At 72.5% G+C, this 24,596-nt stretch carries 24 protein-coding genes; 14 read left to right on the top strand and 10 right to left on the bottom strand.

The genetic code is table 11. The features are described from left to right. The first annotated feature begins 54 nt into the window (after window positions 1-54). Genes gndA through OJ962_RS05185 form a run of 4 tightly spaced genes read left to right on the top strand, consistent with a single transcriptional unit; the run spans window position 55 to window position 3,192 of the window. On the top strand, window positions 55-1,476 hold the full coding sequence (gndA, locus tag OJ962_RS05170; RefSeq protein WP_202953748.1) for an NADP-dependent phosphogluconate dehydrogenase: 1,422 nt from the start codon (window positions 55-57) through the stop codon (window positions 1,474-1,476). Then, the gene (locus OJ962_RS05175; RefSeq protein ID WP_202953749.1) at window positions 1,477-2,184 is read left to right on the top strand and encodes a YaaA family protein; all 708 of its coding nucleotides are present in this window, start codon (window positions 1,477-1,479) and stop codon (window positions 2,182-2,184) included. It abuts the gene before it with no gap. A 32-nt stretch (window positions 2,185-2,216) separates the two neighbouring features. Next, window positions 2,217-2,717: an RNA polymerase sigma factor gene (locus OJ962_RS05180; RefSeq protein ID WP_202953750.1), complete on the top strand. Its 501-nt coding sequence runs from the start codon at window positions 2,217-2,219 to the stop codon at window positions 2,715-2,717. Continuing rightward, a complete protein-coding gene (locus tag OJ962_RS05185) occupies window positions 2,710-3,192 on the top strand; it encodes a hypothetical protein (protein ID WP_202953751.1) in 483 nt (160 codons plus the stop codon). Before OJ962_RS05180 ends, OJ962_RS05185 begins: the two co-directional genes overlap by 8 nt. Window positions 3,193-3,332: 140 nt before the next feature. Here the strand turns inward: OJ962_RS05185 and ligD are convergent, their stop codons facing one another. From ligD to OJ962_RS05200, 3 genes are read right to left on the bottom strand one after another with little or no spacing between them, the layout of a single operon-like run. Continuing rightward, a complete protein-coding gene (gene ligD, locus OJ962_RS05190) occupies window positions 3,333-4,232 on the bottom strand; it encodes a non-homologous end-joining DNA ligase (protein WP_202953752.1) in 900 nt (299 codons plus the stop codon). Between the two features lie 12 nt (window positions 4,233-4,244). Next, window positions 4,245-6,293, bottom strand: coding sequence for a methyl-accepting chemotaxis protein (locus tag OJ962_RS05195; RefSeq protein ID WP_202953753.1), 2,049 nt, complete (start codon window positions 6,291-6,293; stop codon window positions 4,245-4,247). Window positions 6,294-6,322: 29 nt separating this feature from the next. Then, entirely contained in the window at window positions 6,323-6,862 is a 540-nt protein-coding gene (locus OJ962_RS05200; RefSeq protein ID WP_202953754.1) for a TetR/AcrR family transcriptional regulator, read from the bottom strand. Between the two features lie 75 nt (window positions 6,863-6,937). Here OJ962_RS05200 and OJ962_RS05205 point away from each other — a divergent pair, with 75 nt between their 5' ends. Together OJ962_RS05205 and OJ962_RS05210 are read left to right on the top strand one after the other, a co-directional pair. Beyond that, window positions 6,938-7,771 carry an SDR family oxidoreductase gene (locus OJ962_RS05205; protein WP_202953755.1) on the top strand — a complete coding sequence of 278 codons (834 nt, stop codon included), beginning with the start codon at window positions 6,938-6,940 and terminating at the stop codon, window positions 7,769-7,771. Then, window positions 7,768-8,661, top strand: a complete 894-nt coding sequence (locus OJ962_RS05210) for an SDR family NAD(P)-dependent oxidoreductase (protein WP_202953756.1) — start codon at window positions 7,768-7,770, stop codon at window positions 8,659-8,661. The genes OJ962_RS05205 and OJ962_RS05210 overlap by 4 nt, the downstream gene beginning before the upstream one ends. 80 nt (window positions 8,662-8,741) lie before the next feature. On the opposite strand, the gene OJ962_RS05215 is transcribed toward OJ962_RS05210, so the two are convergent. Genes OJ962_RS05215 through OJ962_RS05230 form a run of 4 tightly spaced genes read right to left on the bottom strand, consistent with a single transcriptional unit; the run spans window position 8,742 to window position 15,762 of the window. Further along, window positions 8,742-10,511 carry a cyclic nucleotide-binding domain-containing protein gene (locus OJ962_RS05215; RefSeq protein WP_202953757.1) on the bottom strand — a complete coding sequence of 590 codons (1,770 nt, stop codon included), beginning with the start codon at window positions 10,509-10,511 and terminating at the stop codon, window positions 8,742-8,744. A gap of 9 nt (window positions 10,512-10,520) precedes the next feature. Next, on the bottom strand, window positions 10,521-11,591 hold the full coding sequence (locus OJ962_RS05220; protein ID WP_202953758.1) for an acetate/propionate family kinase: 1,071 nt from the start codon (window positions 11,589-11,591) through the stop codon (window positions 10,521-10,523). Next, window positions 11,588-13,624, bottom strand: a complete 2,037-nt coding sequence (pta, locus tag OJ962_RS05225; protein ID WP_202953759.1) for a phosphate acetyltransferase — start codon at window positions 13,622-13,624, stop codon at window positions 11,588-11,590. Before pta ends, OJ962_RS05220 begins: the two co-directional genes overlap by 4 nt. After that, window positions 13,621-15,762, bottom strand: coding sequence for an MMPL family transporter (locus OJ962_RS05230; protein ID WP_238931344.1), 2,142 nt, complete (start codon window positions 15,760-15,762; stop codon window positions 13,621-13,623). Before OJ962_RS05230 ends, pta begins: the two co-directional genes overlap by 4 nt. Window positions 15,763-15,952: 190 nt before the next feature. On the opposite strand from OJ962_RS05230, the gene OJ962_RS05235 reads away from it, so the two are divergent. From OJ962_RS05235 to OJ962_RS05250, 4 genes are all read left to right on the top strand, one after another. After that, window positions 15,953-17,107, top strand: coding sequence for a sensor histidine kinase (locus OJ962_RS05235; RefSeq protein WP_202953761.1), 1,155 nt, complete (start codon window positions 15,953-15,955; stop codon window positions 17,105-17,107). Continuing rightward, complete coding sequence (locus OJ962_RS05240) at window positions 17,104-17,772, top strand: response regulator (protein WP_202953762.1); 669 nt, start codon at window positions 17,104-17,106, stop codon at window positions 17,770-17,772. Before OJ962_RS05235 ends, OJ962_RS05240 begins: the two co-directional genes overlap by 4 nt. 10 nt (window positions 17,773-17,782) lie before the next feature. After that, window positions 17,783-18,781, top strand: a complete 999-nt coding sequence (gene speB, locus OJ962_RS05245; protein WP_202953763.1) for an agmatinase — start codon at window positions 17,783-17,785, stop codon at window positions 18,779-18,781. A gap of 423 nt (window positions 18,782-19,204) precedes the next feature. After that, the gene (locus OJ962_RS05250; protein ID WP_270006220.1) at window positions 19,205-19,516 is read left to right on the top strand and encodes a DUF6355 family natural product biosynthesis protein; all 312 of its coding nucleotides are present in this window, start codon (window positions 19,205-19,207) and stop codon (window positions 19,514-19,516) included. A 450-nt stretch (window positions 19,517-19,966) separates the two neighbouring features. Here OJ962_RS05250 and OJ962_RS05255 read toward each other — a convergent pair whose 3' ends face one another. The 3 genes from OJ962_RS05255 to OJ962_RS05265 all read right to left on the bottom strand — a co-directional run bounded on the left by OJ962_RS05255 (window position 19,967) and on the right by OJ962_RS05265 (window position 21,579). Further along, a complete protein-coding gene (locus tag OJ962_RS05255; RefSeq protein WP_202953765.1) occupies window positions 19,967-20,416 on the bottom strand; it encodes a Rieske (2Fe-2S) protein in 450 nt (149 codons plus the stop codon). A 240-nt stretch (window positions 20,417-20,656) separates the two neighbouring features. Continuing rightward, entirely contained in the window at window positions 20,657-21,190 is a 534-nt protein-coding gene (locus OJ962_RS05260) for a GNAT family N-acetyltransferase (RefSeq protein WP_270006221.1), read from the bottom strand. Further along, complete coding sequence (locus OJ962_RS05265; protein ID WP_202953767.1) at window positions 21,187-21,579, bottom strand: hypothetical protein; 393 nt, start codon at window positions 21,577-21,579, stop codon at window positions 21,187-21,189. The genes OJ962_RS05260 and OJ962_RS05265 overlap by 4 nt, the downstream gene beginning before the upstream one ends. Before the next feature lie 323 nt (window positions 21,580-21,902). On the opposite strand from OJ962_RS05265, the gene OJ962_RS05270 reads away from it, so the two are divergent. The 4 genes from OJ962_RS05270 (at window position 21,903) to OJ962_RS05280 (ending at window position 24,408) form a co-directional block, all read left to right on the top strand. Continuing rightward, on the top strand, window positions 21,903-22,469 hold the full coding sequence (locus tag OJ962_RS05270; protein WP_270006222.1) for a helix-turn-helix transcriptional regulator: 567 nt from the start codon (window positions 21,903-21,905) through the stop codon (window positions 22,467-22,469). Between the two features lie 8 nt (window positions 22,470-22,477). Beyond that, window positions 22,478-23,056: a response regulator transcription factor gene (locus OJ962_RS05275; protein WP_270006223.1), complete on the top strand. Its 579-nt coding sequence runs from the start codon at window positions 22,478-22,480 to the stop codon at window positions 23,054-23,056. 480 nt (window positions 23,057-23,536) lie between these two features. Continuing rightward, complete coding sequence (locus OJ962_RS34320; RefSeq protein ID WP_407697489.1) at window positions 23,537-23,890, top strand: phosphotransferase family protein; 354 nt, start codon at window positions 23,537-23,539, stop codon at window positions 23,888-23,890. After that, on the top strand, window positions 23,788-24,408 hold the full coding sequence (locus OJ962_RS05280) for a phosphotransferase family protein (RefSeq protein WP_407697490.1): 621 nt from the start codon (window positions 23,788-23,790) through the stop codon (window positions 24,406-24,408). The genes OJ962_RS34320 and OJ962_RS05280 overlap by 103 nt, the downstream gene beginning before the upstream one ends. The last annotated feature ends 188 nt before the right edge of the window (window positions 24,409-24,596 follow it).

A 24,596-nucleotide genomic window follows, 5' to 3' on the forward strand; every position in this document is an offset into this window, starting at 1 on the left:
GCCCACGGTGTGAGCAGTTCGGTCAGCACCCGAGTTGGCTAGGGTGCGGCCATCATGAGCCAGATCGGAGTCACGGGGCTCGCCGTCATGGGGGCGAACCTCGCGCGCAACATCGCACGCCGTGGCGTGCCCATTGCTGTACACAACCGCACCGCGGCGAAGATGAATGACTTCGTATCCGAGTTCGGTTCTGAGGGCGACTTCACCGGGGCCGAGAGCCTCGAGGACTTCGTGCAGGCGCTCGACCGCCCGCGTCGGATCATCGTCATGGTCAAGGCGGGCGCGCCCGTCGACGGCGTGATCGAGGACCTCGTCCCGCTGCTCGACAAGGACGACATCATCATCGACGCGGGCAACTCGCACTACGTCGACACGCGCCGGCGCGAGCAGTACCTGACCGAGAAGGGCCTGCGCTTCATCGGCACCGGCGTGTCCGGCGGCGAGGAGGGCGCGCTCAACGGCCCGTCGATCATGCCGGGCGGGCCGCGCGCCGCGTACGGCGAGGTGGAGGAGATCTTCACCACGATCGCCGCGCAGGTCGACGGCGAGCCCTGCTGCGCCTACATCGGCGCCGACGGCGCGGGCCACTACGTGAAGATGGTCCACAACGGCATCGAGTACGCCGACATGCAGCTGATCGCGGAGGCCTACGACCTCCTGCGCTTCGGCGTCGGCCTCGACGTCCCGACGATCAAGGGCATCTTCGACGAGTGGAACTCGGGCGACCTCGAGTCCTTCCTGATCGAGATCACCGCAACCGTGCTGGGCAAGACCGACGAGGCGACGGGCAAGCCGCTCGTGGACGTGATCGTCGACCAGGCCGAGCAGAAGGGCACCGGCCGCTGGACCGCGCAGGACGCGCTCGAGCTCGGCGTGCCGCTCACGGGCATCACCGAAGCCGTGTTCGCGCGCTCGCTCTCCGCCCTGCGCGACCAGCGGCGTGAGGCCAGCGGCTTCCTCGCCGGCCCGAAGCCGGGCGGGCTGAACGAGTCGCTCGTCGACGACATCCGCAAGGCGCTCTACGCCTCGAAGGTCGTCGCCTACGCCCAGGGCTTCGAGCAGATGGCCGCGGCCGCCCGCACCTACGACTGGGACCTGCAGATGGGCGAGCTGGCGAAGATCTGGCGCGGCGGCTGCATCATCCGCGCCCGCTTCCTGAACCGCATCACCGAGTCCTATGCCGAGAAGCCCGACCTCGTGAACCTGCTGATGGCGCCGTACTTCCGCGACGCCGTCGCCGACGCCCAGGACGCCTGGCGCAAGGTGATCATCAGCGCGGTCGAGCAGGGCGTCGCCGTCCCGGCCTTCTCGAGCTCGCTCGCCTACTACGACGGCTACCGCCGCGAGCGCGGCCCCGCGAACCTGATCCAGGGCCAGCGCGACTTCTTCGGCGCCCACACCTACCGCCGCGTGGACAAGGAAGGCTCCTTCCACACCCGCTGGTCGCAGGACGGCACCGAGGTCCAGAGCGACTAGATGTTGATCCTGCTCCCGCCGTCGGAGGGCAAGACCGCGCCCTCCGGCGGGGAGCCGGTCGACGTCGCCGCGCTGCCGTTCCCGGGCCTGAACAAGACGCGGGAGCGGCTGCTGGACGTGCTGTCCCGGCTGACGTTCCCGCGCGCGCTGACCTACCTCGACATCGGACCGGGGCTGGAGGAGGAGGCGCGCCGCAACCTGACGCTGCGCGACGAGCCCGCCGCGCCCGCCCACGAGGTCTACACCGGCGTGCTCTACGAGCACCTCGGCCTCGGCTCGTTCGCGGACACCGAGAACGTGTTGATCGCGAGCGCGCTGTGGGGCTTCGTCCGGCCCGGCGACCGCATCCCGGCCTACCGGCTCTCGATGGGCGCGACGCTCCCGCACATCGCCTCGCTGCCGGCGCTGTGGCGCGACCCGCTGCGCAAGGCGCTGCCGGACGAGGGGCTGATCGTCGACCTGCGCTCCGGCGCCTACATCGCCGCCTGGAAGCCGAAGCAGGCCACGGTCGTCGGCGTCCGCGCCTTCGTCGACGGCAAGACCGTCAGCCACATGGTCAAGGCCACCCGCGGTGACGTCGCCCGCATCCTGCTGCAGGCCGATCCGGCCGAGACGCCCGAGGACGTCGCCGGCGCCGTCCGCGCCGCGGGCCACACCGTCGAGCTCAGCGGCTCCGGCCGCAGCTGGACCGTCGACGTCATCACCTGAACTTTCCGGCGCCCCGCGGACAAACAGGGGCGATGAACGACCGCGACCGCTTCGCCGAGCTCTACGACCGACACGCAGCCGAGCTCCTGCGCTTCTGCTTTCGGCAGTGCGGGAACGCGGCGGACGCGCAGGACCTGCTCTCGATCACGTTCCTGGAGGCGTGGCGGCGCCGCGGGGACCTGCGGCCCGAGACGGCCCGCCCGTGGCTGTACGGGATCGCGACCAACGTCGCCCACAATCAGCGGCGGCTCGCCCGGCGGCACGCCGCCGCGCTCGACCGCCTCAAAGCCGTGCGGCCGCCCGCGAGCCACGACCAGCAAGTCCGCGAGCTGCTCGACGACCTGCGCACCCTCCCGCGCCGCGAGCTCGACGTCGTCGCGCTGTGCGCCTGGGCCGGCCTCAGCTACGAGGAGACCGCGCTCGCGCTCGAGATCCCGGTCGGCACCGTCCGCTCGCGCCTGAACCGCGCCCGCCGCCGCCTCGGCGAGCTGCGCGCCACGCCCACCCGCCCCGCAGGAGCACTCCATGATTGACGCCGACGCCCGTCTCGCCGCCCTGCGCGGCCCGCTGCTCGCCGAGCTGCAGGAGACCGCACGGCCGCGCCGCCGGAAGCTCGCCCTGCCCGCGCTCGTCGCAATCCTCACCGCGCTGATCGTCTGGCCCTCGAGCGCCTCGCTCGCGGTCGAGCGCCGCGACGGCTGGATCGAGTTGCGGATCGAGGACGCCACGGCGAGTCCCGAGACGCTCACCCGCGAGCTCCGCGACGCCGGCATCAACGGCGAGGTCCGCGTGCTGGCCGTCCCGCCTCACCTGGTGGGGAAGTGGGTGTCGTTCAACCAGCGCGAGCCGTCCAGCGAGGGCCGCGTGCGCTTCGCCCCCGACACCGTGCGCGTCCAGGCGATCGCCGTCGAGGACAACACGTTCGTGTTCATGGCCGGCCGCGCCGCCCGCCCCGGGGAGCCGTACGACTGGGACGGCCGCAAATTCCGCGAAGGCGTGTTCAAGTAGCCCGCGCCGGCTGCCGATATCAGGGGTGTCAGACAGAGACGGCACCCAGAGGGCTGAGACCTCGTTTTACGACGTCCCCCGACCATTATTCGCCCGACTTCTGATGGCCGAAGCCCGTCCTCTGTGACGGGCTTCCGCGTTTAAGCGGTGCCCTCGCGCACGACCGCGCGCGGGTCCTTGTCCTCCCGTAGCCCCAGGTAGCGCGGATGGCGCAGGCGGCCGTCGTTCGTCCACTCCGCGAAGCCGCACTGAGCGACCAGCCGCGGCTCCACCCACGTGACGTCGCGGAACCGCGGCGCGTCGTAGAACGGCGATAGTGCCCGCTCCAGCGGCCGGAGCAACCCGGCCAGCCGCACGAGCTCGGCCCGGTCGAAGCCCGTCCCGACCTTGCCCGCGTAGTGCAGGTGCTCGCCCTCGTAGACGCCCACGAGCAGCGCGCCGAACTCGACCCGCGAGCCCTTCGGGGGCGTGAACCCGCCGATCACCAGCTCCTGCCCGTGCTCGCACTTGAACTTCAGCCAGTCGCGGGGACGCTTGTCGGTGTAGAGCGAGTCCGCCCGCTTGGCGATCACGCCCTCCCAGCCGGACGCGCACGCCTCGGCGAACATCGCCTCACCGTCCTCGTTGCGATACTCGGTCAACCGCAGCGGGTCGTCCCACGCCAGCGCCTCCCGCAGCAGCGCCTTGCGTTCCCGCAAAGGAAGCCCGCGCACGTCCGATCCGTCCAGCCACTGGACGTCGAAGACGTAGTAGAAGAACGGCCCGGAACGGTCCTGGAACTTGCCCGACGCGCTGACGATCTCGCCGTCGACGGCGAACCGCGCCCGCGCCTGCCCGTCGAGCGCCTCCGCCACCGCCGGGTAGCGCTCGCGCAGCGACAGGTCGTTGCGCGAGAGCATCCGCGCCGGACCGTCGCCGTCACGGATCGCGACGCAGCGGATGCCGTCCAGCTTGCGCTCGAAGATCCACTCGGGGTCGGAGAACCGCTCGTCGGTGAGGACGGCCTTCATCGCGCCCGCCGTCGTGGGTGCCGCGCTCATCGCGGCATGATCTCAGACGACGAAGCGACCCACGAGCGAGTCGAGATCCGCCGCCGTGCGCGACAAGCCCGCCGCCGACGCCGCGATCTCCTGCGTCGAGGCGCCCGTCTGGTGCGTGGAGGCGGACACCTGCTCCGCGGACGCCGAGGACTCCTCGGCCACGGCCGCGACGTCGTCGACCTCGCGCTCGGCCCGCTCGGCCTCGGCCGCGATCTGCCCGACCGCCGCGGAGATCTCGGCCACGCGCGCGGTCATGTCCTCAACGGTCGCGCCGATGGCCTCGAACGCCGCCCGCGTGGACGCGACCGTCGCCACGCCCGCCTCGGTCTCACGCCGGCTCTCGGCCACGACGCTCACGACCCGCGCCGTCTCGCCCTGGATCTCCCGCACGAGTGCCGAGATCTGCGAAGCGGCGCCCTGGGACTCCTCGGCGAGCTTGCGCACCTCCTCGGCGACGACCGCGAACCCTCGCCCGGCCTCGCCCGCGCGGGCCGCCTCGATCGCCGCGTTCAGCGCCAGCAGGTTCGTCTGCTCGGCGATCGCGGTGATTGCGTCGACGATCCCGCCGATCCGCGCCGAGCGCTCCGACAGGTCCTCGATGGCGCCGCCGACCGCGTCCGAGGTCGCGGCGATGCGCGTGATCGATTCGCTCGCGCGCTCGGCCGTGACCGCGCCTTCGCCCGCGGCGCGGCGCACGCTCTCGGCGGCCTCGGAGGTGGCCAGCGCGGTGACCGCCGAGGCCGACGCCGCGCGCGCCGCCTCCTGCACCGCCGTGCGGGTGGACTCGACGAGCTTGACCTGCCGCTCAGCGCCCTGCGCCACGTCGTTGACCGCGGCCGCGATGTCGCCCACCGCGCGCCCCGCGTCCTGCGAGGTCGCGGCCATCTGCTGCGAAGCGGCCGACACCGTGCCCGCGTTCAGCGACACGCTGCCGATCAACTCGGCCAGCGAGGCGCGCATCGCGTTGTAGGCGCCGATCGACTCGACCGTGCTCTCGCGGACCCCGTCCACGGCCACCGCCACCTGCCCGAGCTCGTCGCGCGAGACGTGCGCGACGGGCGGCGTGACGGAGGTGATCTCCACCGTCAGGTCGCCGTCGGCCATCCGCCGCAGCGCGTCCGAGAGGTCGGCGGAGCAGTGGTCGCGCAGGGAGGTGAGCCGGTCGGAGATCTCCCGCACGCCGCGGCGCGTGGACACGAAGAAGCCGACGAACAGGAACAGCGCGACGAGCGCGCCGAGCGCCACGAGCAGCGCGACCTTCAACCGCGCGGCCGAGAACTTGTCGATGCGGGCGACCAGCAGCGCGTCCAGGGCGGGCGTCGCGGCGTGCTCGAGCGCGCGCACGTCGCGCGACGCCGCCAGCGGCTTGAGCGCCGGCTCGAGCTTCGGGTCCGCCGTCTCGGCGAACGCGGTCTCGAACCCGCCGCGCATCGCGGCGACGGTCGAGGCGAGGGAGTTCTCCGCGGCCGCCAGCGCGATCCGGTCGTCCATCGTCTCGGCGATCGCCTGCAGGTCGTTCACGCGCCCCGTGCCGTCCGCGATCGCGGGCAGCTTGGTGATCAGCGCGTCCATCACGTAGAAGGAGTCCAGGTCGGGGTCGAGGATGAGCTTGGAGCCGTCACCCGCCTTCACCACCAGCCCGAGCGACCCGGCGACCGCGCCCTCGTAGGCCTCGTACGCGGCGCGGCCCGACGCCTTCGTCTCCAGCGCCTTGAGCACCTTCGCGCGCGTCTCGCGCCACGCCCCGTCGACGCCGATCGCCGACCCGTCGGCCGCGTCGACCGCGGTCACGGCGCGACGCACCGCGTCGGACGGCACGGCCTCGCCGCGCACGGCGGCCGAGCGGGCGGCCACGACGGCCAGCACCAGGTCGTTCGCGGGCGCCACGAACGCGACGCCGGCGCGCTCGCTCTCGGCGAACGCGATCGTCTCGCCTTGCGTCTGCCAGTACGCGTGCAACGCGTAGACGGCGGGCGCGAGCAGCACGAGGCCGAGGAGCAGGAACTTGCGCGCGTACGTGAGGCGAGCCATCAGCGCGGCTGAGGCGTTGAAGGGGTTCATGGTGCCCCCTTTGTCGGCAGCTCCCTTGACTAATTGAGCGACGCGTCCTCCGATTGGACGACCCGCAGCCCGTCCATCAGTACGCGCAGCATCCGTCGCGCGCGCTCGGGGTCGGTGATCTGCCACACGGCGCCCATCATCGCGCGCACGTCGTCGGCGTCCACGTCGGCGCGCAGCACGCCCGCCTCGACACCCGCCGCCCGCAGCGTCTCGACCGCCCCGCGGATCTTGCCGCTCTGCACCGCCTTGAAGTCCGCGTCCAGGGCCGCCGCCATCCCGCGTTTGGTCGCCGTGTAGTCGATGAAGCGATCCATCCAGCGCTCCAGCGCGACGTCCGGCGGATGCTCGGCGAGCAGCGCATCAGCGGTCGCGCGCAGGTCCTCGACCTCCGCCTCGTAGGCGGCCGCGACCAGTTCGTCCCGCGTCGGGAAGTGGCGGTAGAGCGTCCCGATCCCGACGCCCGCACGCTTCGCCACCGCCTCGAGCGACGCCTCGGATCCGCGCAGCGCGAACTCCTCCGCGGCGGCGGACAACAGCTTCGAGCGATTTCGGGCAGCGTCGGCGCGCATCGAAACGGAGGCACCCTCCGCTATGCTGGAAAAGCAACCGGAGGAACCCTCCGGATCAAGTTTAGGAGGCAATCCATGTCGAAGGTCTGGTTCATCACCGGCACGTCGAAGGGCTTCGGCCGGATCTGGGCGGAGGCCGCGCTCGAGCGCGGGGACCGCGTCGCCGCCACCGCGCGCGACGCGTCCACGCTCGACGCCCTGGTCGAACGCTTCGGCGACAACGTGCTCGCGCTGGCGCTCGACGTCACCGACAAGGCCGCGGTCGAGGCGGCGGTCAAGCAGGCGCACGAGCGCTTCGGGCGGCTCGACGTCGTCATCAACAACGCCGGCTACGGGCTCTTCGGGTTCATCGAGGAGGTCAGCGAGCAGGAGGCACGCGCGCAGCTGGAGACCAACCTGTTCGGCGCGCTGTGGGTGACGCAGGCAGCGCTCCCGATCCTGCGCGAGCAGCGCTCCGGGCACATCATCCAGGTGTCCTCGATCGGCGGCGTGAACGCGTTCCCGCTCGTCGGGCTCTACCACGCCTCCAAGTGGGGGCTCGAGGGCTTCAGCCAGGCGCTGGCGCAGGAGGTCGCCGGCTTCGGCGTCAAGGTGACGCTCGTCGAGCCGACCGGCTTCTCGACCGACTGGTCCGGCCCGTCGGCCGTGCACGCCCAGCCGCTGGAGGCCTACGCCGAGATCCGCGAGCAGGTCATGGAGGCGCGCAAGGCGCGGCTGGCCGTGCCGGGCGACCCGGAGGCCACCGGCTCCGCGATCCTGCAGCTGGTCGACGCCGAGGAGCCGCCGCTGCGGCTGTTCCTCGGCCAAGGCACGCTCGAGATGATCAAGGCCGAGTACGCCAAGCGGATCGCCGAGTGGGAGCGCTGGGACGATGTCGCCGTCGCCGCGCACGGTGGGGTGGCGCGATGAGCTTCGAGACCACCGCGGCCGAGGTCGTCGCGGGCATCGACCTGACCGGCAGGCGCGCCTTCGTGACCGGCGGCGCGTCCGGGATCGGCGTCGAGACCGCTCGTGCGCTGGCCGGCGTGGGCGCCGAGGTCACGCTCGCCGTCCGCAACACTGAGGCCGCCTCTGGGCTGGCGGCCGAGATCGGCGCCGACGTGCGCCGGCTCGACCTCGCCGACCTGGACTCGGTCGACGCGTTCGCGCGCGCCTGGGACGGCCCGCTCCACCTGCTCATCAACAACGCCGGTGTGATGGCGCTGCCCGAGCTCCAGCTCAGCCGCGAGGGCTTCGAGCTGCAGCTCGCGACCAACCACCTCGGCCACTTCGCGCTCGCGGTCGGCCTGCACGGCGCCCTCGCGGCCGAAGGGGCGCGGATCGTGAGCGTCTCCTCGCGCGCCCACCTGCGCTCGCCGGTGATCTTCGACGACGTCAACTTCGCCTTCCGGGACTATGACCCATGGGCGGCGTACGGACAGGCGAAGACGGCCAACGTGCTGTTCGCGGTCGGCGCGACCGCGCGCTGGGCGCGCGACGGGATCTTCGCCAACGCGGTCCATCCCGGTGGCATCGCCACCAACCTGCAGCGCCACGTCGACCCTGAGTTCATCGAGCGCTACGTCGCGAGTGGCTTCCAGCTCAAGACACCCGAGCAGGGCGCCGCGACCAGCGTCTACGTCGCCACCGCGCCCGCGCTGGAGGGCGTGGGCGGCCGCTACTACGAGGACACGGCCGAAGCCCCGGTCATCGATCGCCGCGAGGAGGCGGGCGTCGCGCGCTACGCGCTCGATCCCGACAACGCCGACCGGTTGTGGGCGCTCTCGACCGAAGCGGTGGGGCGCCAGATCGCCGTGTGAGGAGCTTCACCCCGCCGAGCGATGTCTGTTTCGTCGCTCGGCGGGCACACTTGGATCCATGACCTGCATCGTGAAGCGCATCATGGACGTGGTCTTCGGCCGCGAAGAGCAGATCGCCTACGTGACCGTGACGACCCGCTGAGGGTCTCGGCCTGCGCCTGTAGCCGCGTCTGCATCTCGTCCTCGAGCATCTGACGCAGCACCGGCCGGGCCTCGAGGATCGGCTCGTACTGCTTGCGGCCGACCTCGTAGACGAGCGCGCCGTCCAGCGCCCGCACGGTCGCGGAGCGCGGTGCGCCGGTGAGCAGTGACATCTCGCCGAGCACGGCGCCCTGCGAGCGCGTGCCCAGGTCGACCTCCTCGCCGTCGTGGCGGCGCAGGAACACCTCGACGGTGCCCTCGACGACCACGAACAGGCTGTCGCCGGGCTCGTCCTGGACGAGGATCCGCTCGGCCGGGCCGAACGTGAGCGGCCGCGCGGTGTGCGCGAGCGTGTCCAGCTCCTCGGGCGTCAACGGCGCGAAGATCGGCGCGGCGCCGAGCAGCGCCGCGACGTCGCGCAGCGGCGGCGTGTAGTCCGGCGGCAGGTCCTCGCCGACCTCGAGCCCGCGCTCGGGGTCGTAGCCGTCGCGGGCCTGCAGCAGCGCGACCCGGCTGGGCTGGTTCATGTGCGCCTCCAGCAGGGACACCTGGCGCGGGACGCACTCGCCGCCGGCGTGCTCCATCAGCCCGCGCTCGGCCGCCCACTCGGCGACGTCGTTCATCGACGCCCGGTACTGGTTGCAGGCCGAGGCGAACAGCCCGTCCTGGTCGCCGACCAGCTTGGGCAGCGGGCCGGGAACGCGCAGCGCGCGCAGCATCCGCACGTGCCCGCGCCGGTGCCAGAGGATGAACTCGCGCAGCTCGTCGGGAAGCAGCCCAAGCTCCGGGAACGCCTCCGGCGTCTTGCACAGCACGGCTCGCTCGGCGTCGCGGAACACCCGGTGCCAGGTCTCCTGGGCGTTGGTGCGGTTGGGCCCGGCGAGCTCGATGGCGTGCTTGAGGTCCTCGTGGTGCACATGCAGGAACTCGAGCGTCGCCTTCTTCTTGGCCAGCAGGTTGCGCAGGCCGATCGGCTGCGCGACCTTGCGCAGCTTGGCCACCTCGCGCCAGCCGTCGACGTTGATCGTCAGGTCGTCCCAGGTGTCCGCCGCGGCGCGCTCCTCGGGGCTGAGCAGATCCCCGGGATCGTCGCGCACGGCCGCGATCACGCCCAGCGCGGTCATCAGCTCCAGGTAGAGCCCGACGCGCGTCAGCCAGCCCGGGTCGGCGAGGTTCTGGCGCTTGCGCACGACGTCGCCGACGAGCGCGCGCGTGTACAGCTCGGCCTTGTGGGACCCGATCAGCAGCACCGGGTACCACGGGTGCGTCTTGTAGGACAGCCATGGCGCCTGGCGCTCGACGTCGGGCTTGACCACCTGCTCGACGATCCGCTGGTACAGCGACCCGAGCTGGGAGAGGTCGAACACGTCGATCGTCGTCGCGGCCTCCTCGCCGCCGAAGCGCACGCTGACCTGCACGGTCTGCATGAACCGGTGCGCGAAGCCGTAGTCGCCCGCGCAGTCCGTGTCGGGGTCGAGCGCCAGCACCGCCCGCTCACCCACCCGCTCGGGCGTGAAGGCCCGCCGCCGGATGTGGTTCCCGGTGAGCGTCGTGACCTCGCCCTCACCGTCCCCGTCGAGCTCGAGCAGCAGCAGGCAGCGGTTGCCCGGTCCCGCGTTGAGGAACGCGACCGGGTCGCTGGAGCCCTGCCCGGCGCTGCGGGCCTCGTCGGTCGGGCGGCGACCGGGGACGAACGGGACGATCCGCACGACCCGACGTTACCGGACCAACGCGACCGCCTGGGAGGCCATTTCGAGTTCTTCGTCGGTCGGCACGACGAGCACCGTCACGGGGGAGTCGTCGCCGGAGATGACCGGGCCGCCGGCCGCGTTGCGCTGGGGGTCCACGACGATCCCGAGCCGCTCGAGCCCTGCCAGGGAGCGCTCCCGCACGACCGCGTCGTTCTCGCCCACGCCGGCGGTGAACGCGATCGCGTCCGCGCCGCCGAGCGCGGCCAGGTAGGCGCCGACGTACTTCTTGATCCGGTAGCAGTAGACGTCCAGCGCGAGCTCGGCTGCGGCGTCGCCGGCCTCGATCCGGCGGTGCACCTCGCGCAGGTCATTGTCCCCGGCCAGCGCGAGCAGCCCGGAGCGCGAGTTGAGCACCCGGTCGATCTCGTCCGTGTCCAGGTTGAGCGTGCGCCGCAGGTGGAGGATGAGCGCCGGGTCGACGTCCCCCGAGCGCGTGCCCATCACCAGCCCTTCCAGCGGTGTCAGGCCCATCGACGTGTCGATCGAGCGCCCGCCGGCGACGGCCGAGGCCGAAGCGCCGTTGCCCAGGTGCAGGACGATCACGTTCACGTCCTCGGGCGGCCGCTCGAGCAGCCGGGCCGCCTCACGCGCGACGTACGCGTGCGAGGTGCCGTGGAAGCCGTAGCGGCGCACGTTCCAGGCGCGCGGGACGGCGTAGGTGTACGCGCGCGGCGGCAGCGTGGCGTGGAAGGCGGTGTCGAAGACGGCGACGTGGGGGACGTCGGGCAGCGCCTTCATCGCCACCTCGATCCCGTCCGCATTGACGGGGTTGTGAAGCGGGGCGAGCACGCTCAGGTCGCGGATCGAGTCGAGCACGGCGTCGGTGATGCGCACCGGCGCGGAGTAGCGCTCACCGCCGTGGACGACGCGGTGGGCGACGACCTCCAGGCCGTCCAGCGGCGCCTTGCTCAATACCTCGGTGAGCGCCTCCGAGTGGTCCTCCACACGCTGGACGGTCCCGGACGCGAGCGTCTCCGGCGGGTCGATGACCGACCACTTCAGCGAGGAGGAGCCGCAGTTGACGGTGAGGACGCTCATCCGGCGGCTTGGATCGCGGTGATCGCGACGGTGTTGACGATGTCGTGCACGGTCGCGCCGCGCGAGAGGTCGTTGACCGGTTTGTTCAGGCCCTGCAGCACCGGGCCGACGGCGATCGCGTTGGCCGAGCGCTGCACGGCCTTGTAGGTGTTGTTGCCCGTGTTGAGGTCGGGGAAGATGAACACGGTCGCACGGCCGGCCACCTGCGAGCCGGGCAGCTTGGTCTTCGCCACGCCCGCGTCGACGGCGGCGTCGTACTGGATCGGGCCCTCGACGGAGAGCTCCGGCGCCCGTTCCTTCACGAGCTCGGTCGCCGTGCGCACGCGCTCGACCTCCGCGCCCGCACCGGACTGACCCGTCGAGTAGGAGAGCATCGCGACGCGCGGCTCGATGCCGAACTGCGCGGCGGTGGCGGCGGACGAGATCGCGATGTCGGCCAGCTGCTCGGCGGTCGGGTTCGGGTTCACGGCGCAGTCGCCGTACACGAGCACCTGGTCGGCCAGGCACATGAAGAACACGCTGGACACGACGCCGGCGCCCGGCGCGGACTTGATCACCTCGAACGCGGGCCGGATCGTCTCCGCGGTGGTGTGCGTGGCGCCGCTCACCATCCCGTCCGCCATCCCCAGCGCGACCATCAGCGTGCCGAAGTAGGAGACGTCGGTGACGATGTCGCGGGCCGCGTCCAACACCATGCCCTTGTGCCGGCGTCGCTCGGTGTACTCGGCGGCGAAGCGCTCGCGCAGCTCCTCGTCGGTCGGGTCGAGGATGTTCGCGCCCCACAGGTCCACGCCCAGCCGGGAGGCCGCGCCGCGCACCTCGTCCTCCCGGCCGAGCAGCGTGAGCTCCACCACGCGCCGGCGCAGCAGCGTCTCGGCGGCCCGCAGGACGCGCTCGTCCGTGCCTTCGGGCAGCACGATGTGCTTTCCGGCCGCCCGCGCCCGGTCCAGCAGCTCGTACTCGAACATCAGCGGCGTGACCGCCTCCGAGCGCGTCACGTCCACGCGCGAGAGGAACTCGTCCCCGTCGACGTACTCCTCGAACACGGCCAGCGCCTTGGTGATCTTGCGCGGCGTGTCGACCGCGATGACGCCTTCGCGTGAGCCCGCGAGCGTGGCGGTCTCGTACGTCCCGTGCTCGGTCAGGACGACCGGCAGCATGGTGGGGAAGCCCTCGAGCGGCTTCAGGAACGTGTCCGACGGCCGCAACCCGCCCGTGAGGACGACGCCGGCGGGGGAGGGAAGCTCCTTCGACGCGTGCGCGAACAGCGCCGCGAGCAGCACCTCGGCCCGGTCGCCGGGCGTGATCAGCACCGCGCCGTCCTCGATCCGCTCCATCAGGTTCGGCAGCGTCATCGCGGCGACCGTGAGGTGCAGCGCCTCACGCCCGAGCAGTTCCGCGTCGCCCGCGATGATCTCGCCGTCGCAGGCCGCGGCGACCTGGCCGACGGTCGGCGCCATCAGCAGGTCGATCTCCGGCAGCGCATAGATCGGCGGGCCGCCGACGCCCTGGACGTCGGCGACCAGGTCGAAGCGCACGCGGTTGGCGACGACGCCGACGACCTCGGCGCCCACGCCCTTGACCGCGCTCACGGCCACCGCGACCGCCTCCTGCACCTCGGCCACGGAGCGATCGTGCCCGCTGACCACCAGCAGCGTCGGCAACCCGAGGTTGAGCGCGACGCGCGCGTTGAACGCGACCTCGCCCCCGGCGCCGACCGCATGGAAGTCCGTGCCGACCACGAGTACGCCGTCACACTGTGCGGCGAGCGCCCGGTAGCGCGCCACGATCTCCTCCAGCGCCCGCTCCTCGTCCGCGCGCACCTCGTCGTGAGTGACGCCGATGGACGCTTCGTAGGGAAACGCGTCCGAGCGCAGCACGGACACCAACGCATCCTGCTCGGGATCGGCCACGACCGGCCGGAACACCCCGAGCCGCGTCAGCCGGCGTGCGAGCAGTTGTCGCACGCCGAGCGCGACCGCGGACTTGCCGGTGGCGGGCTCGCAGCCCATCACGTACACCCCTGGCGTCATGCCGGGGACGATGGCACGTCCCGCTCGCGGACGCGGACCAGCCGCCGGCGCAGCTGCTCTCCCTCGACGTCCACGCGCGGGAGCACCCGGTCAAGCCACCCCGGCAGCCACCACGCGCGTTCGCCGAGCAGCGCGAGCAGCGCGGGGATCAACGTCATCCGCACGACGAAGGCGTCGACCAGGATTCCGAACGCGAGGGCGAAGCCGATCGACTTGATGATCGCGACGTCCTCGACGATGAAGCCCGCGAAGACCGCCGCCATGATCAGCGCGGCGCCGGTGACGACGCGGGCGCCGTGCCGGAAGCCCTCGGTGATCGCCCGCGTCGGCTGCGCGCCGTGGACGTGCTCCTCACGCATCCGCGAGACCAGGAACACCTGGTAGTCCATCGCGAGGCCGAACAGGATGCCGACGATGAAGATCGGCAGCACCGAGACGATCGGCGCCTGCTCGACGCCGAACACGCTCGAGAGCGCCCCCTGCTGGAAGACCCCGACGAGCGCGCCGAACGCGGCGCCGATCGTCAGCAGGAACCCGCCGACGGCCGTGAGCGGGACGAGGATCGACCGGAACGCGAGCGTCAGCAGCACGAACGCGAGCCCGACGATGACCGCGAGGTAGGGCACCAGCGCGCCGGAGAGGCGATCGGCGAAGTCGATGTTGGCCGCGGTCGGCCCGGTCACGAGGGTCCGGGCGTTCAGCTCGCCGTCGAGCGTGTCGGTGCGGTCCCGGATCCGCTGGACGAGGTCCTTCGTCGCGTCCGTGGACGGGCCGCTGCGCGGGGTGAGCGTGACGATCGCGGTGTCACCGCCCTCGTTGAGCGTCGGCTCGCTCACGTCGGCGACATCCGCGAGCCGGCCGAACTCCGCCGCGACCGCGTCGCCGGCGGCCTCGGCGTCGCCGCCGCGGCCGGCGTCGACCACGAGCGTGAGCGGTCCGTTGAAGCCCGGGCCGAAGCCCGCGACGAGCAGGTCATAGGCCTTGCGGTTGGTCTCCTGGGGCGCGGCGGTCGAGTCGTCGGGCTGGCCGAGGCGCATGTCGAGCACCGGGACCGACAGCGCGCTCAGCGCGAGCACCGACAGCAGGACCGCGGGCCGCGGGTGCCGCGTGAGCAGGCCGACCCAGCGCGCCCCGAGGGTCGGCCGGGCCGCGCGCGGGCCGGTGTCGAAGTTCTTGCCCTTGGCGATCCGCCGGCCCGCGAAGCCCAGCAGGGCGGGCACGAGGGTGAGCGAGACCGCGACGGCCACGGCGACCGTCGCGGCCGCCGCGAGCCCCATCGCGCTCATGAACGGGATGCCGACGACGGTCAGCGAAGCGAGCGCGATCAGCACCGTCGCGCCCGCGAACACGACCGCGCTGCCGGCCGTGCCGACGGCGCGGCCGACGGACTCCTCGAGCTCCATCCCTTCGAACAGCTGCGTGCGGTGGCGCGAGATGATGAACAGCGCGTAGTCGATGCCGACGGCGAGGCCGAGCATCAGGGCGACGGTCGGGACCGTCGAGTCCATGTCGACGAAGCCGGTGGCCGCCGTGATGCCCATGATCCCGACGGCGACGCCGATCAGCGCTGTCAACAGCGGCAGCCCGGCGGCCACGAGCGAGCCGAACGTGATCGCGAGCACGAGCGCCGCGACGGCGAAGCCGAGGATCTCCCCGAGCCCGCCGAGGGAGGCCTCGGAGGCGACCGCGTCGCCGCCGAACTCGACCTGGACGTCGGCGGCGCGCGCGGTCCCGGCAGCGCGCTGCACGGCCTCGACCGACCCTTCAGGGATGTCCTCCGCCGTGGTGGCCCAGCTCACCTGGGCGAGCGCGACGCGCCCGTCCTCGGAGGTGACGGGCTCGCTGACGGCGGTCACGCCGGGTGCCTCGGCGGCACCGGCGACCGCGTCCGCGACGGCCGCCGCCCGCTCGCCGCCGGTCAGCTGCTCGCCCTTGGGTGCGGCGAACACGATCCGCCCGGACGCGCCGTTGGCCTGGGGCAGGCGTTCCTCGAGCAGGTCGACCGCCTCCTGCGACTCGGTGCCGGGCATCGTGGCGGAGTCGGTGGTGGGTCCGCTGAGCGTCGCGGCGGCCGCGAACATGCCGCCGAGCACGACCAGCCAGACGGCCAGAAACGTCTTGCGGCGGCGGAAGGCCAAGCGGCCCAATCTGTAGAGAGCAGTTGCCATCGGAGGTTCCTCGGTGGGGAGCAGGGTTCGCCTTCACCATCGGGGTCGCGGCGCGCCGCGACGACCGCCGAAGGAGCCCTTCTGCTTGGCCCACGAGGACGCATCCGGTTCCGCCTTTAGGGGGAAGCGGCCGGGCGCCGCGCGCCTCTACGCTGGCTGCGTGCCTCGACGCGCCGATGTGCTGTGGACCGCGCTGGTGACCGCGGCGGCGCTCGCGGTGTTGCAGGTCGATCTCGCACGCACGACGCCGCCCGATCGCGCCCCCGACCTGCTCGGCGCGTTGCTCGTGATCGCGGCCTGCGCGCCGCTCGCCGTCCGGCGCGAGCACCCGCTGGCGGCGGCGGTCGTCGCGCTGCCGTTCGCCGGGGCCGCGCTGTCGCTCGGCTACTCGGTGATCGTGCCGGTGCTGCTCGCGCTCATGCTCGGCGGCCGCGCGGCGCTCGTCAGCGCGCACCGGGTGACGGTCCCGCTCGCCGCGTACACCGGGACCGTGATGGCGGCGGCGGTGGCGATCACGGGCGAGGACAGCCCGGTGCTGGTGCGGATCCTCGGCGGTGTCGCGATCGGCGTCACGGCCGTGCTGATCGGCGATGCGATCCGCAGCGAGCGCGAACGGGTCCGCGAGGCGCAGGAGCTCGCGCGCCGGATCGCGGAGCTGCGCGACCGCGACGTCGAGCGCGCGGTCGTCGAGGAGCGGCTGCGGATCGCCCGCGACGTGCACGACATCACCGGTCACCATCTGAGCGCGATCTCCCTCCAGGCCGCGGGCGCCGGACGCACCACGACCGACCCGGGCGCGCGTGCCGCCCTGGAACGCATCCACCGGCTCACCTCGGAGGCGCTCGGCCAGACGCGGCGCACGCTCGGCGTCCTGCGGGAGTCGGGACCGGCCGCCCGCGCACCGGCGCCGCGGCTGGGGCACGTCGAGGAGCTGCTGGACCCGGCGCGCGACGCCGGCCTCGCCGTCGACCTGCGCGTGGACGGGGCCGACCGCCCGCTCTCGGACGAGCTCGAGGTCTGCGCCTACCGGGTCGTGCAGGAGTCGCTGACCAACGTCGTTCGCCACGCGGGCGCGAGCGCGGTTCGCGTGCGGATCGCCTACGGGGAGCACGAGTTGCTGATCGCCGTCGACGACGACGGCGTCGGCGGCCCCGCCCGGCCCGGCGGCGGCATCGAGGGGATGCGCGAGCGCGTCGCGATCGTCGGCGGCCGCTTCTCGGCGGGCCCGACCGCCGGCGGCGGCTGGTCGGTGCGGGCGGCGCTGCCGCTGGACGCGGAGCCGGCGCCGGCGCGTGTCGCCGGGGTGGCGCCGTGAGCATCCGCGTGATCGTCGCCGACGACCAGGCGATCGCCCGCCAAGGCCTGCGGATGATCCTCGAGAGCGAGCCGGACATCGAGGTCGTGGGGGAGGCCGTCGACGGCCTCGACGCGCTCGGCCAGGTCGAGCGTCGCGCGCCCGAAGTCCTGCTCATCGACATCCGCATGCCGCGCATGGACGGGCTCGAGGCCGCGCGCCGCCTGCGCGACACCGCCGGCGTCGAGGTGATCGTGATCACGACGTTCGACCTCGACGAGTACGTCTTCGAGGCGCTGCGCGCCGGAGCGGTCGGCTTCCTCGTCAAGGACTCGCCGCCCGATCGCATCATCGACGCCGTCCGCGCGGTCGCCCGCGGCGACGCGCTGATCTCGCCCGAGGTGACGCGCCGTCTGCTCGACCAGTTCGTCTCGGCCGCGCCGGCCCGCGCCGGCGATCCCGCGCTCGCCGACCTGACCCCGCGTGAGCGCGACGTCCTGCTCGGCATCGCCGCCGGGCGCAGCAACGCCGACATCGCCGCCCACCTGCACCTGGAGGAGAGCACCGTCAAGAGCCACGTGGGGCGCATGCTCGCCAAGCTCGAGCTCACCAGCCGCGTCCAGGCGGTGATCTTCGCCTACGAGACCGGCCTGGTCGCACCGGGCACCGCGCGCGAGTTGCCCTAGGGTGGGTGCCATGGAGGGTTCACAGCGGTTCGGCGTGCGCGGCGACTCACCCGGCCATGCCGGGATCGGCGGGACGTTCGCCGGCCGCCGGCTGGTGCTCGATGCCGAAGGGCTCGAGGGGGTCGACGTGGCGGTCGTCGGCGCGCCGTTCGACGACGGCACGTCCAACCGGCCGGGCGCGCGGTTCGGCCCGCGCGCGATTCGCGCCGCCGACGACGGCGGGCACGCCGGGCGCCCGCACCTCGGCACCGGGCTGGACCCGTTCGCCGTGTTCGAGGTGATCGACCACGGCGACTGCACCGTCGCCCCCGCCGATCTGGAGCGCTCGCACGAGCACCTCGCGGACGTCCTGCGCAGCGTCCTCGCGGCCGGCGCCGTGCCGCTCGTGCTCGGCGGTGACCACTCGCTGTCGTTGCCGACCCTGCGCGTGCTCTCAGAACGGTATGGCCGCGACGGGTACGCCGTCGTGCACTTCGACACCCACGCCGACACCGCCGCCGAGCTCTACGGCGTGCGGATCTCCCACGGCACGCCGTTCCGCGTCGCGGTCGAGGAGGGCTACCTGGACGGCCGTCGCGCGGTCCAGATCGGCCTGCGCGGCACGTGGCCGGGCCCGGACGACTTCACCTGGATGCGCGAAGCCGGCTTCCGCTGGCACACGATGGACGAGATCGAGGAGCGCGGCCTGCACCGCGTCCTCGACGACGCGATCGCGCACGTGGCCGGCGCGGCGCCGCGCGTCTACCTCACCGTCGACGTCGACGTCCTCGATCCGGCCTTCGCGCCCGGCACCGGCACACCCGAGCCGGGCGGGCTCTCCACCCGCGAGCTGCGCGGGGCGTTGCGCCGGGTGGCCTCCGAGCTGGAGATCTGCGCCGCCGACGTCGTCGAGGTGTGCCCGCCGTTCGACGTGGCCGGAATCACCGCGCTGGCCGCCGAGCGGATCGCGCTCGACATCCTCACCGGTATGGCGTCCAGGCGGGCGTCATCTTCGGCTGGGCGACGGTGACCGGTCGGACGGTGGACACTGCGCTCGTGCCCATCGACGAGTAGGCCCTCGTGACGGCAGGAGTGGACACGGCCGTCAAGACGGGTGCCGGTCCGGTCGAAGTTGCGGGAGGGGGACTCGATGCCGGCGCATATCCAAGTTCGCGCGGAGGCGTGAGTTGTACGAGAGCCGGGATCGGTACGGACCGGGCTGTGGCTCCGCCGAGCTGCGTTCGTCCTGACCGCTCCCGCGGGCTCCCACTCGAGCTCTTCGAACTTCCTCGAACTGTTTGGAACCAACGGCGCTCATCGCGATTCTCTCGTTCCGCAGTCGTCGGCTCGCGAGCCGACGACAGACCGAGATCAACGGAACGGGAGACCGATCATGAACTTGACACGGAAGGCTTTGGTCGCCGCAGTCACCGTTGCAGCGACCGCCGTCCCGGTGGCCGGCCACACTGCCGCGGCCGCCCAGGCCCCCGCCCTAAGCACGGCCCCGCCCGCGACGATCACCTCGTTCGCTGCCGGCCCGGCCGCTTCCACGAGCACGCGCGTCCCCGCCGCGCGGCGCGCATGCGGCTTCGTCGGCGGCGAAACGTACCGCCATTGCGCAACGCGGGGGCGCGTCCTCATCGACGCCGAGAACATCTGGGGGACGACCTACAGGAACATCTGCGTCAAGCCCGGGGACACGCACCTCGGATACCTGTCGTACTGGGTGATCGCCTACGCGTGGTACATCGGCAGGACCTGCTGACGACACGGATCAGCCTCTAGTGCTCGAGTAATCCGAGGAGCGCCTTGCCGCGCGACGAGCCCTGCAACTTCCAAAGCGTCGAGGTGGGAGGTCGCGGGAGCTCGGACCCGCGTCGAGCGCCCGCGCCTTCCCGAGCGGGACCGTCGGGAGCGGGTAGGGCGTGCGACGCGAGCCTCACCCGCGACCGAATGATCAACGACGCAGCGCGCAAACACAACGGGCTCGGGTAGGACGCAGATGCGACGTCGCACCGCCAAACGTAGGAGGCTCACATGCAGACCGTCTCAGTGCCCGTCCCCGATCCGGCTCCGCCGCAGCCGTACCCGGGAGAGCCCGTTCCTGACCCGACGCCGCCGAACCCCGGGCCGCCCACGCCCCCTGGCCCAGACCCGGTACCCGGCTGAGGTCGCGCTGGCGAGCTGGCCTCGTCGTGGCGCTCGGTGACGCTGCTCACCGGAGCCAGATCGCGCCCTCCCGGACCGTGACCGGGTACGTCTTGAGCCGCGCCATCTCGCCGAACCCTCGTACCGCGGCGGAGTAGGGCTTGAAGCCGAACACGCGTCCCTTCGGCCCCGACGTCATCGAACCGCTGTGGACATTGAAGCGAGCGCGGTGCCACGGGCACTCGAGGCAGCCGTCCTCGGTCACCTGGCCGCGGCCCAGCTTGGCGAACTGGTGCCGGCAGACGTTGGAGACCGCGAACGGCTCGCCGCCGGCCATGCCCACCGCCAGCACGCCGTGCTCAGCGGTCCGCACCTCGACGACGCCCCGGTCGCCGAGCGCGTCGATGTCCACGAGGCGGTCCCCGGCGGCCACTCGCAGCTCACCGTGCGTGACGGGCGGCAGCGCGCCCGCGGTCGGCACGGCGCGTCCTTCGGGTTCGTTGCGCAGAAGTCCCATGCCCGACGTACGCGCGCGAGGCGATCGTATCGCCGACGCCTGTCTTAGATGCGACGGCGGCCCAGCGTGGGCCGTGGGTCACCGTGACGACCAGCATCAACGTGTCCGAGCCATAGCCCAGTTGATCTGGGGTGCATACCTCGCGTTCGCGAGCTCGATCGTGCTCGCTGTCGCCGCAGGTCCGGCCTCGAGGAGCAGCCGCGAGGTGCTCGCGTAGTCCCTGCGTGGGCTGTTCCCGGCCTAGAGCGGCTCCGGCTGGGGGAGGCGTAGCTCCATGAACCGCGCGATGCCGTCGACCGCAGCGATGCCGTCGAACTCGCGGCCGGCGTAGGGATCGTGGTCGACAAAGCCGGCGCTCGCATAGAGTCCGTGCGCCTCAGCCATCCAGGGTGCCGTCTCGAGACGCAATCGCGTCAAACCCGCTCGCTGGGCGTCGCCGATGAGCGCGCTGAGCACAGCGCGCCCGATCCCCCGCCGGCGCGCCGCCGGCTCGACGTACATGCGCTTGATCTCGCCCACCCCGTCGCCGAGGTGCCGGAGAGCTCCGGTCGCGCTCGCCTGTCCGTCAACCTCCGCCACGTAGAGCACGTTCGGCGCGTCCAGAAGCGGCTCGATCTCGGTCAGCAGGTCCGCGCCCGGCGCGAGCTCGGCCAGGACGAGGCCATACTCGCGCTGCGCCCGTTCGGCCACGGCGGCTCCGTAGGCCGCGAGCAGCGCCTCGACGGCGCTCAAGTCGTCGCGCCGCGTGAGCCTGCGCAAGTCGACGACGGTCACGGCTGGGACCCGGAGATCGGGGCGATCATCTCGACGCCGCGGCGCGCGACGAGCTCGAGCGCATCGCGCATCGTCGACTCGGTCAGGGCCCCGGCCGGAGCGACGCGCTCGAACGGCTCGCCCGGCGTGTGCACGACGAGGGCCGGGGCCGCGGCGCTCGACGCGCGGATCGTGCGTGACTGGCCGGCCGGGATGGGCGCGACCGCTCGGGCCGCGCCGGTGCTGTGTTGCACGGTCCCGCCTTCGTCGGCGCTGTAGAACGCGACTTCTCCGTCGAGTGCGCCGTGGCGCTCGTTGGCAGCGTGGCGCTGCATGAGCGGTGGGCCACTGTCGACCTCGGTGGCGAACAGCGCGCCGGTGCGAGCGCGCGCGATGCTGAGCGTGTCCATACGCCGCCTGACGCCGGGACCCCGCCCGGTATGCCCGGACTTCCGCCCGGTTGCTGGCCCTGCGCCTCGTGAAAGGTGCGGCACCGCCCCGATAACGAGGTGTAGTCGCCCGGGACGTCCAGCGGCCCGACGCGGACGTGCACATTCTGCTGTACAGTAGTGCCCAACGTAATGGCCACCACCTCTCCGTTTTCTGCCGTGCGCCGCGCCCGCGCCGGTGAAGGGCCCGCGCTCGCCGCATGCCGGCGTCAACGATCTCCTGCCGCGCGTCCCGGCCTGGAGATGAGCTCGGAGCGGGGACCGGTTCGGTGACACAGCCCAGCGTGCTCGTCGCCGATCACACCGGCACGCTCGCGACCATGGTGGAGCCCGGGGCCGTCCTCGCGGCCGATGCCGACGCCGCGGTCGAGACCGCGCGCGCCCGGCGAGCGAACGTTGCGGTGGTGCACGCCGACCTGCCGCCGGAGGGTGGCGTGGCCGCCGTTTCCCGCCTCTCGAAGCTCAAGGTCGCGGTCGTGCTCGTCGGGGCGGGCCCGGGCGGGCCGGCCGCCGCGCTGCGCGCCGGAGCGCGGGCCGTGATCGACACAGCGGACAGCGGGCTGCTCGAGCTTGCCCTCGCCGCGGCGCGTGCGGGAGAGCTGTTCGTTGCTCCGGCGCCTGACTTGCAGGCGCTGCTGTCGCCCGGCAACGACCCGTTCCCGGGACTGACACCGCGCGAGCGCGACGTGCTCGCGCAGCTCGCGGCGGGTGCCGATCCGCCGCGGGTGGCGACGCGGCTCGGGCTTGCCCCCAAGACAGCCCGCCGGCACGTGCGCGCGGTCCTGGAAAAGGTCGGCGCGCCCGATGTCGCGACCGCCGCGCGGCTGGCGCGCGGTGCCGGGCTCGGGTGAGGTCGGCCGTGCACTCGGTGCTGGTCGTCGACCCCTACCCGCTCTTTCGGCGCGGTCTGGAGCAGCTCGTCCACGAACATCCCGCACTCGTCCTGGCGGCAGCCGGGCCGGCCGTCGACCCGAGCGTGGACGCGGACATCGCGGTGCTCGGTCTGGGCGACGGCCTGGCCAAGGTGGCCGCGCGGCTGCCCGTGCTCGTGTTGCTCGACGATCCCGCGCCGGGTGCCGCGGTCCGGATGCTGCGCACGGGAGCGTCGGGCGTCCTGCACCGCGGCGCCGAGCCGGCGGCGGTCGCCCGAGCGCTGGTCGCGGTTGCGCGGGGCGCGGCCGTCGCCGGGCCGCGCGTGGCGGAGCACCTGGCCCGCCCGCGCGACCGTGCCGACGCGGCGTTTCCGACGCTCACGCCGCGCGAGCGCGACGTGCTCGAACAGCTCGCGCTCGGTTCCACCAATGGCCACATCGCACGTTCGCTCGGGCTCTCGGCGAAGACCGTGCGCAACCACATGTCAAGCATCTGCAGCAAGCTGCGTGTGCTGGATCGCGCCCAGGCGGCGCTTGCGGCACGCGACGCCGGCCTGGGCGCCTGAGCGCTCACGCCGACGGCCAACAGGCGGCTCGTGCTGCCGTAGGCGAAGCTCTCGGCCGGTGAGGCGTCGACCCGGGCGCGCCGGCTCGGCGCGGCGGTGGCGCACGTCCGTGCTCGGCCGCAGTCACGCGCTGAGCGCGACCGCCGGGCTTCAGCGCCAGGACGAACCGGCCGACGCAGCGTCCACAGCGACGCTCGCGACCACCGCCCGCAAGCGGCCTGATCGCGGTCCGGCGTCGTCGTGCGGCGCCGGACCAAGCCATGGACGGCCCGCACATCTCGCGCTGGCTCGCCGCCCTTAGGCGCGGCGGCTCGACCACGTCATGCCCGCACGAACGTGTGCGACGCTTGACACGTGGGCAGTCAATCGACTCCGTCCGTCGGCGAGCCGGCTACCGATCCCACCCTGCTGAGGACGCTGGCGGCCGCCGGTCTGCCGGCAACCGGACGCTTTCTTCGAAAGGCCGGGTGGGTTAGTCGAGTGTGGGTCGGCGACGAGTACGTCGTACGACTGAGCAACGGACAGTTCCGAGACGCGTATCGCCACGAGGCTACGGTCGTCAACCTGCTCGCCGGCAGCGAGGTCCCACACGCCCGGCAGCTCGCCCACGGCGACGGCCCGGATGGGTCGTGGTCTGTCACTGAACGCCTGCCGGGCCGAACCTTGTACGAGGCAGGCCGGCGGCGGACTCGCACACGCGTCAAGCCATCATCGAGAGCCTCGGCGCTGCGTTGCGCGTCCTACACCGCGTCCCTGTCCCGGCCGACCTGCTGCCGCCCTGGCTGGCCGACGCGCTCGCCGGCGAGCCGTGGCCGGCGTTCCACCCACCGGTAGTGAGCGCGGCGCTCCAGCAGGTCGAGGCTGCCCGGCGACTGCCCGATCACGACTCCCGCCTGCTCGCCGACGTCACCGATTGGCTCCAGGAGCGGCTGACGTTGTTCGCCGACGACGACCTCGCGCTCGTCCATGGTGATCTACACGGCTCAAACGTGATCGTCCACCAAGGACGCGTCACCGGTCTCATCGACTTCGCGGAGGCGTTGGCTCAGCCAGCCGACGTCGAGCTCGACACGATCCTGCGCTGGTGCGCGAGGGCGCGAGAGTACCCACCCACACCCGACGAACAAGGGCTCGACGAGACCACACTCACGGAGGTCCCCAGATGGTTGCACGGCGCGTATCCGGAGCTGTTCGAGCGCGGCCATCTGCGCGAGCGGTTGAACTTCTATGACATGTACGGGGAACTCGCACTGCACGCGCATCACGCTCAACCTCCCGTCCGTGCAGCGGCGCAAGACCGAATCGCTCGCCTGCTTTCCGGCCATAACCACCTAGATGGACTCGTCTGGTAGGTCGTCGTCTTCGCGCCTGGGCACAGACCACCGATGGTCGTAGTCGCCGCGGCAGTGTCCTTGCGATCGGCCTCGTGTGACGAGCGCATCCCGGCGCACGGTTGACCTGGGCGCAATGGCGTGACGCCGATCCTTTAGGCGGAACGTGGGCACCGGCTGTGGGCGCTGGCACGTGGGTGGCGATCTTG

Source organism: Solirubrobacter deserti (genome assembly GCF_027587175.1).
Classification (GTDB): domain Bacteria; phylum Actinomycetota; class Thermoleophilia; order Solirubrobacterales; family Solirubrobacteraceae; genus Solirubrobacter; species Solirubrobacter deserti.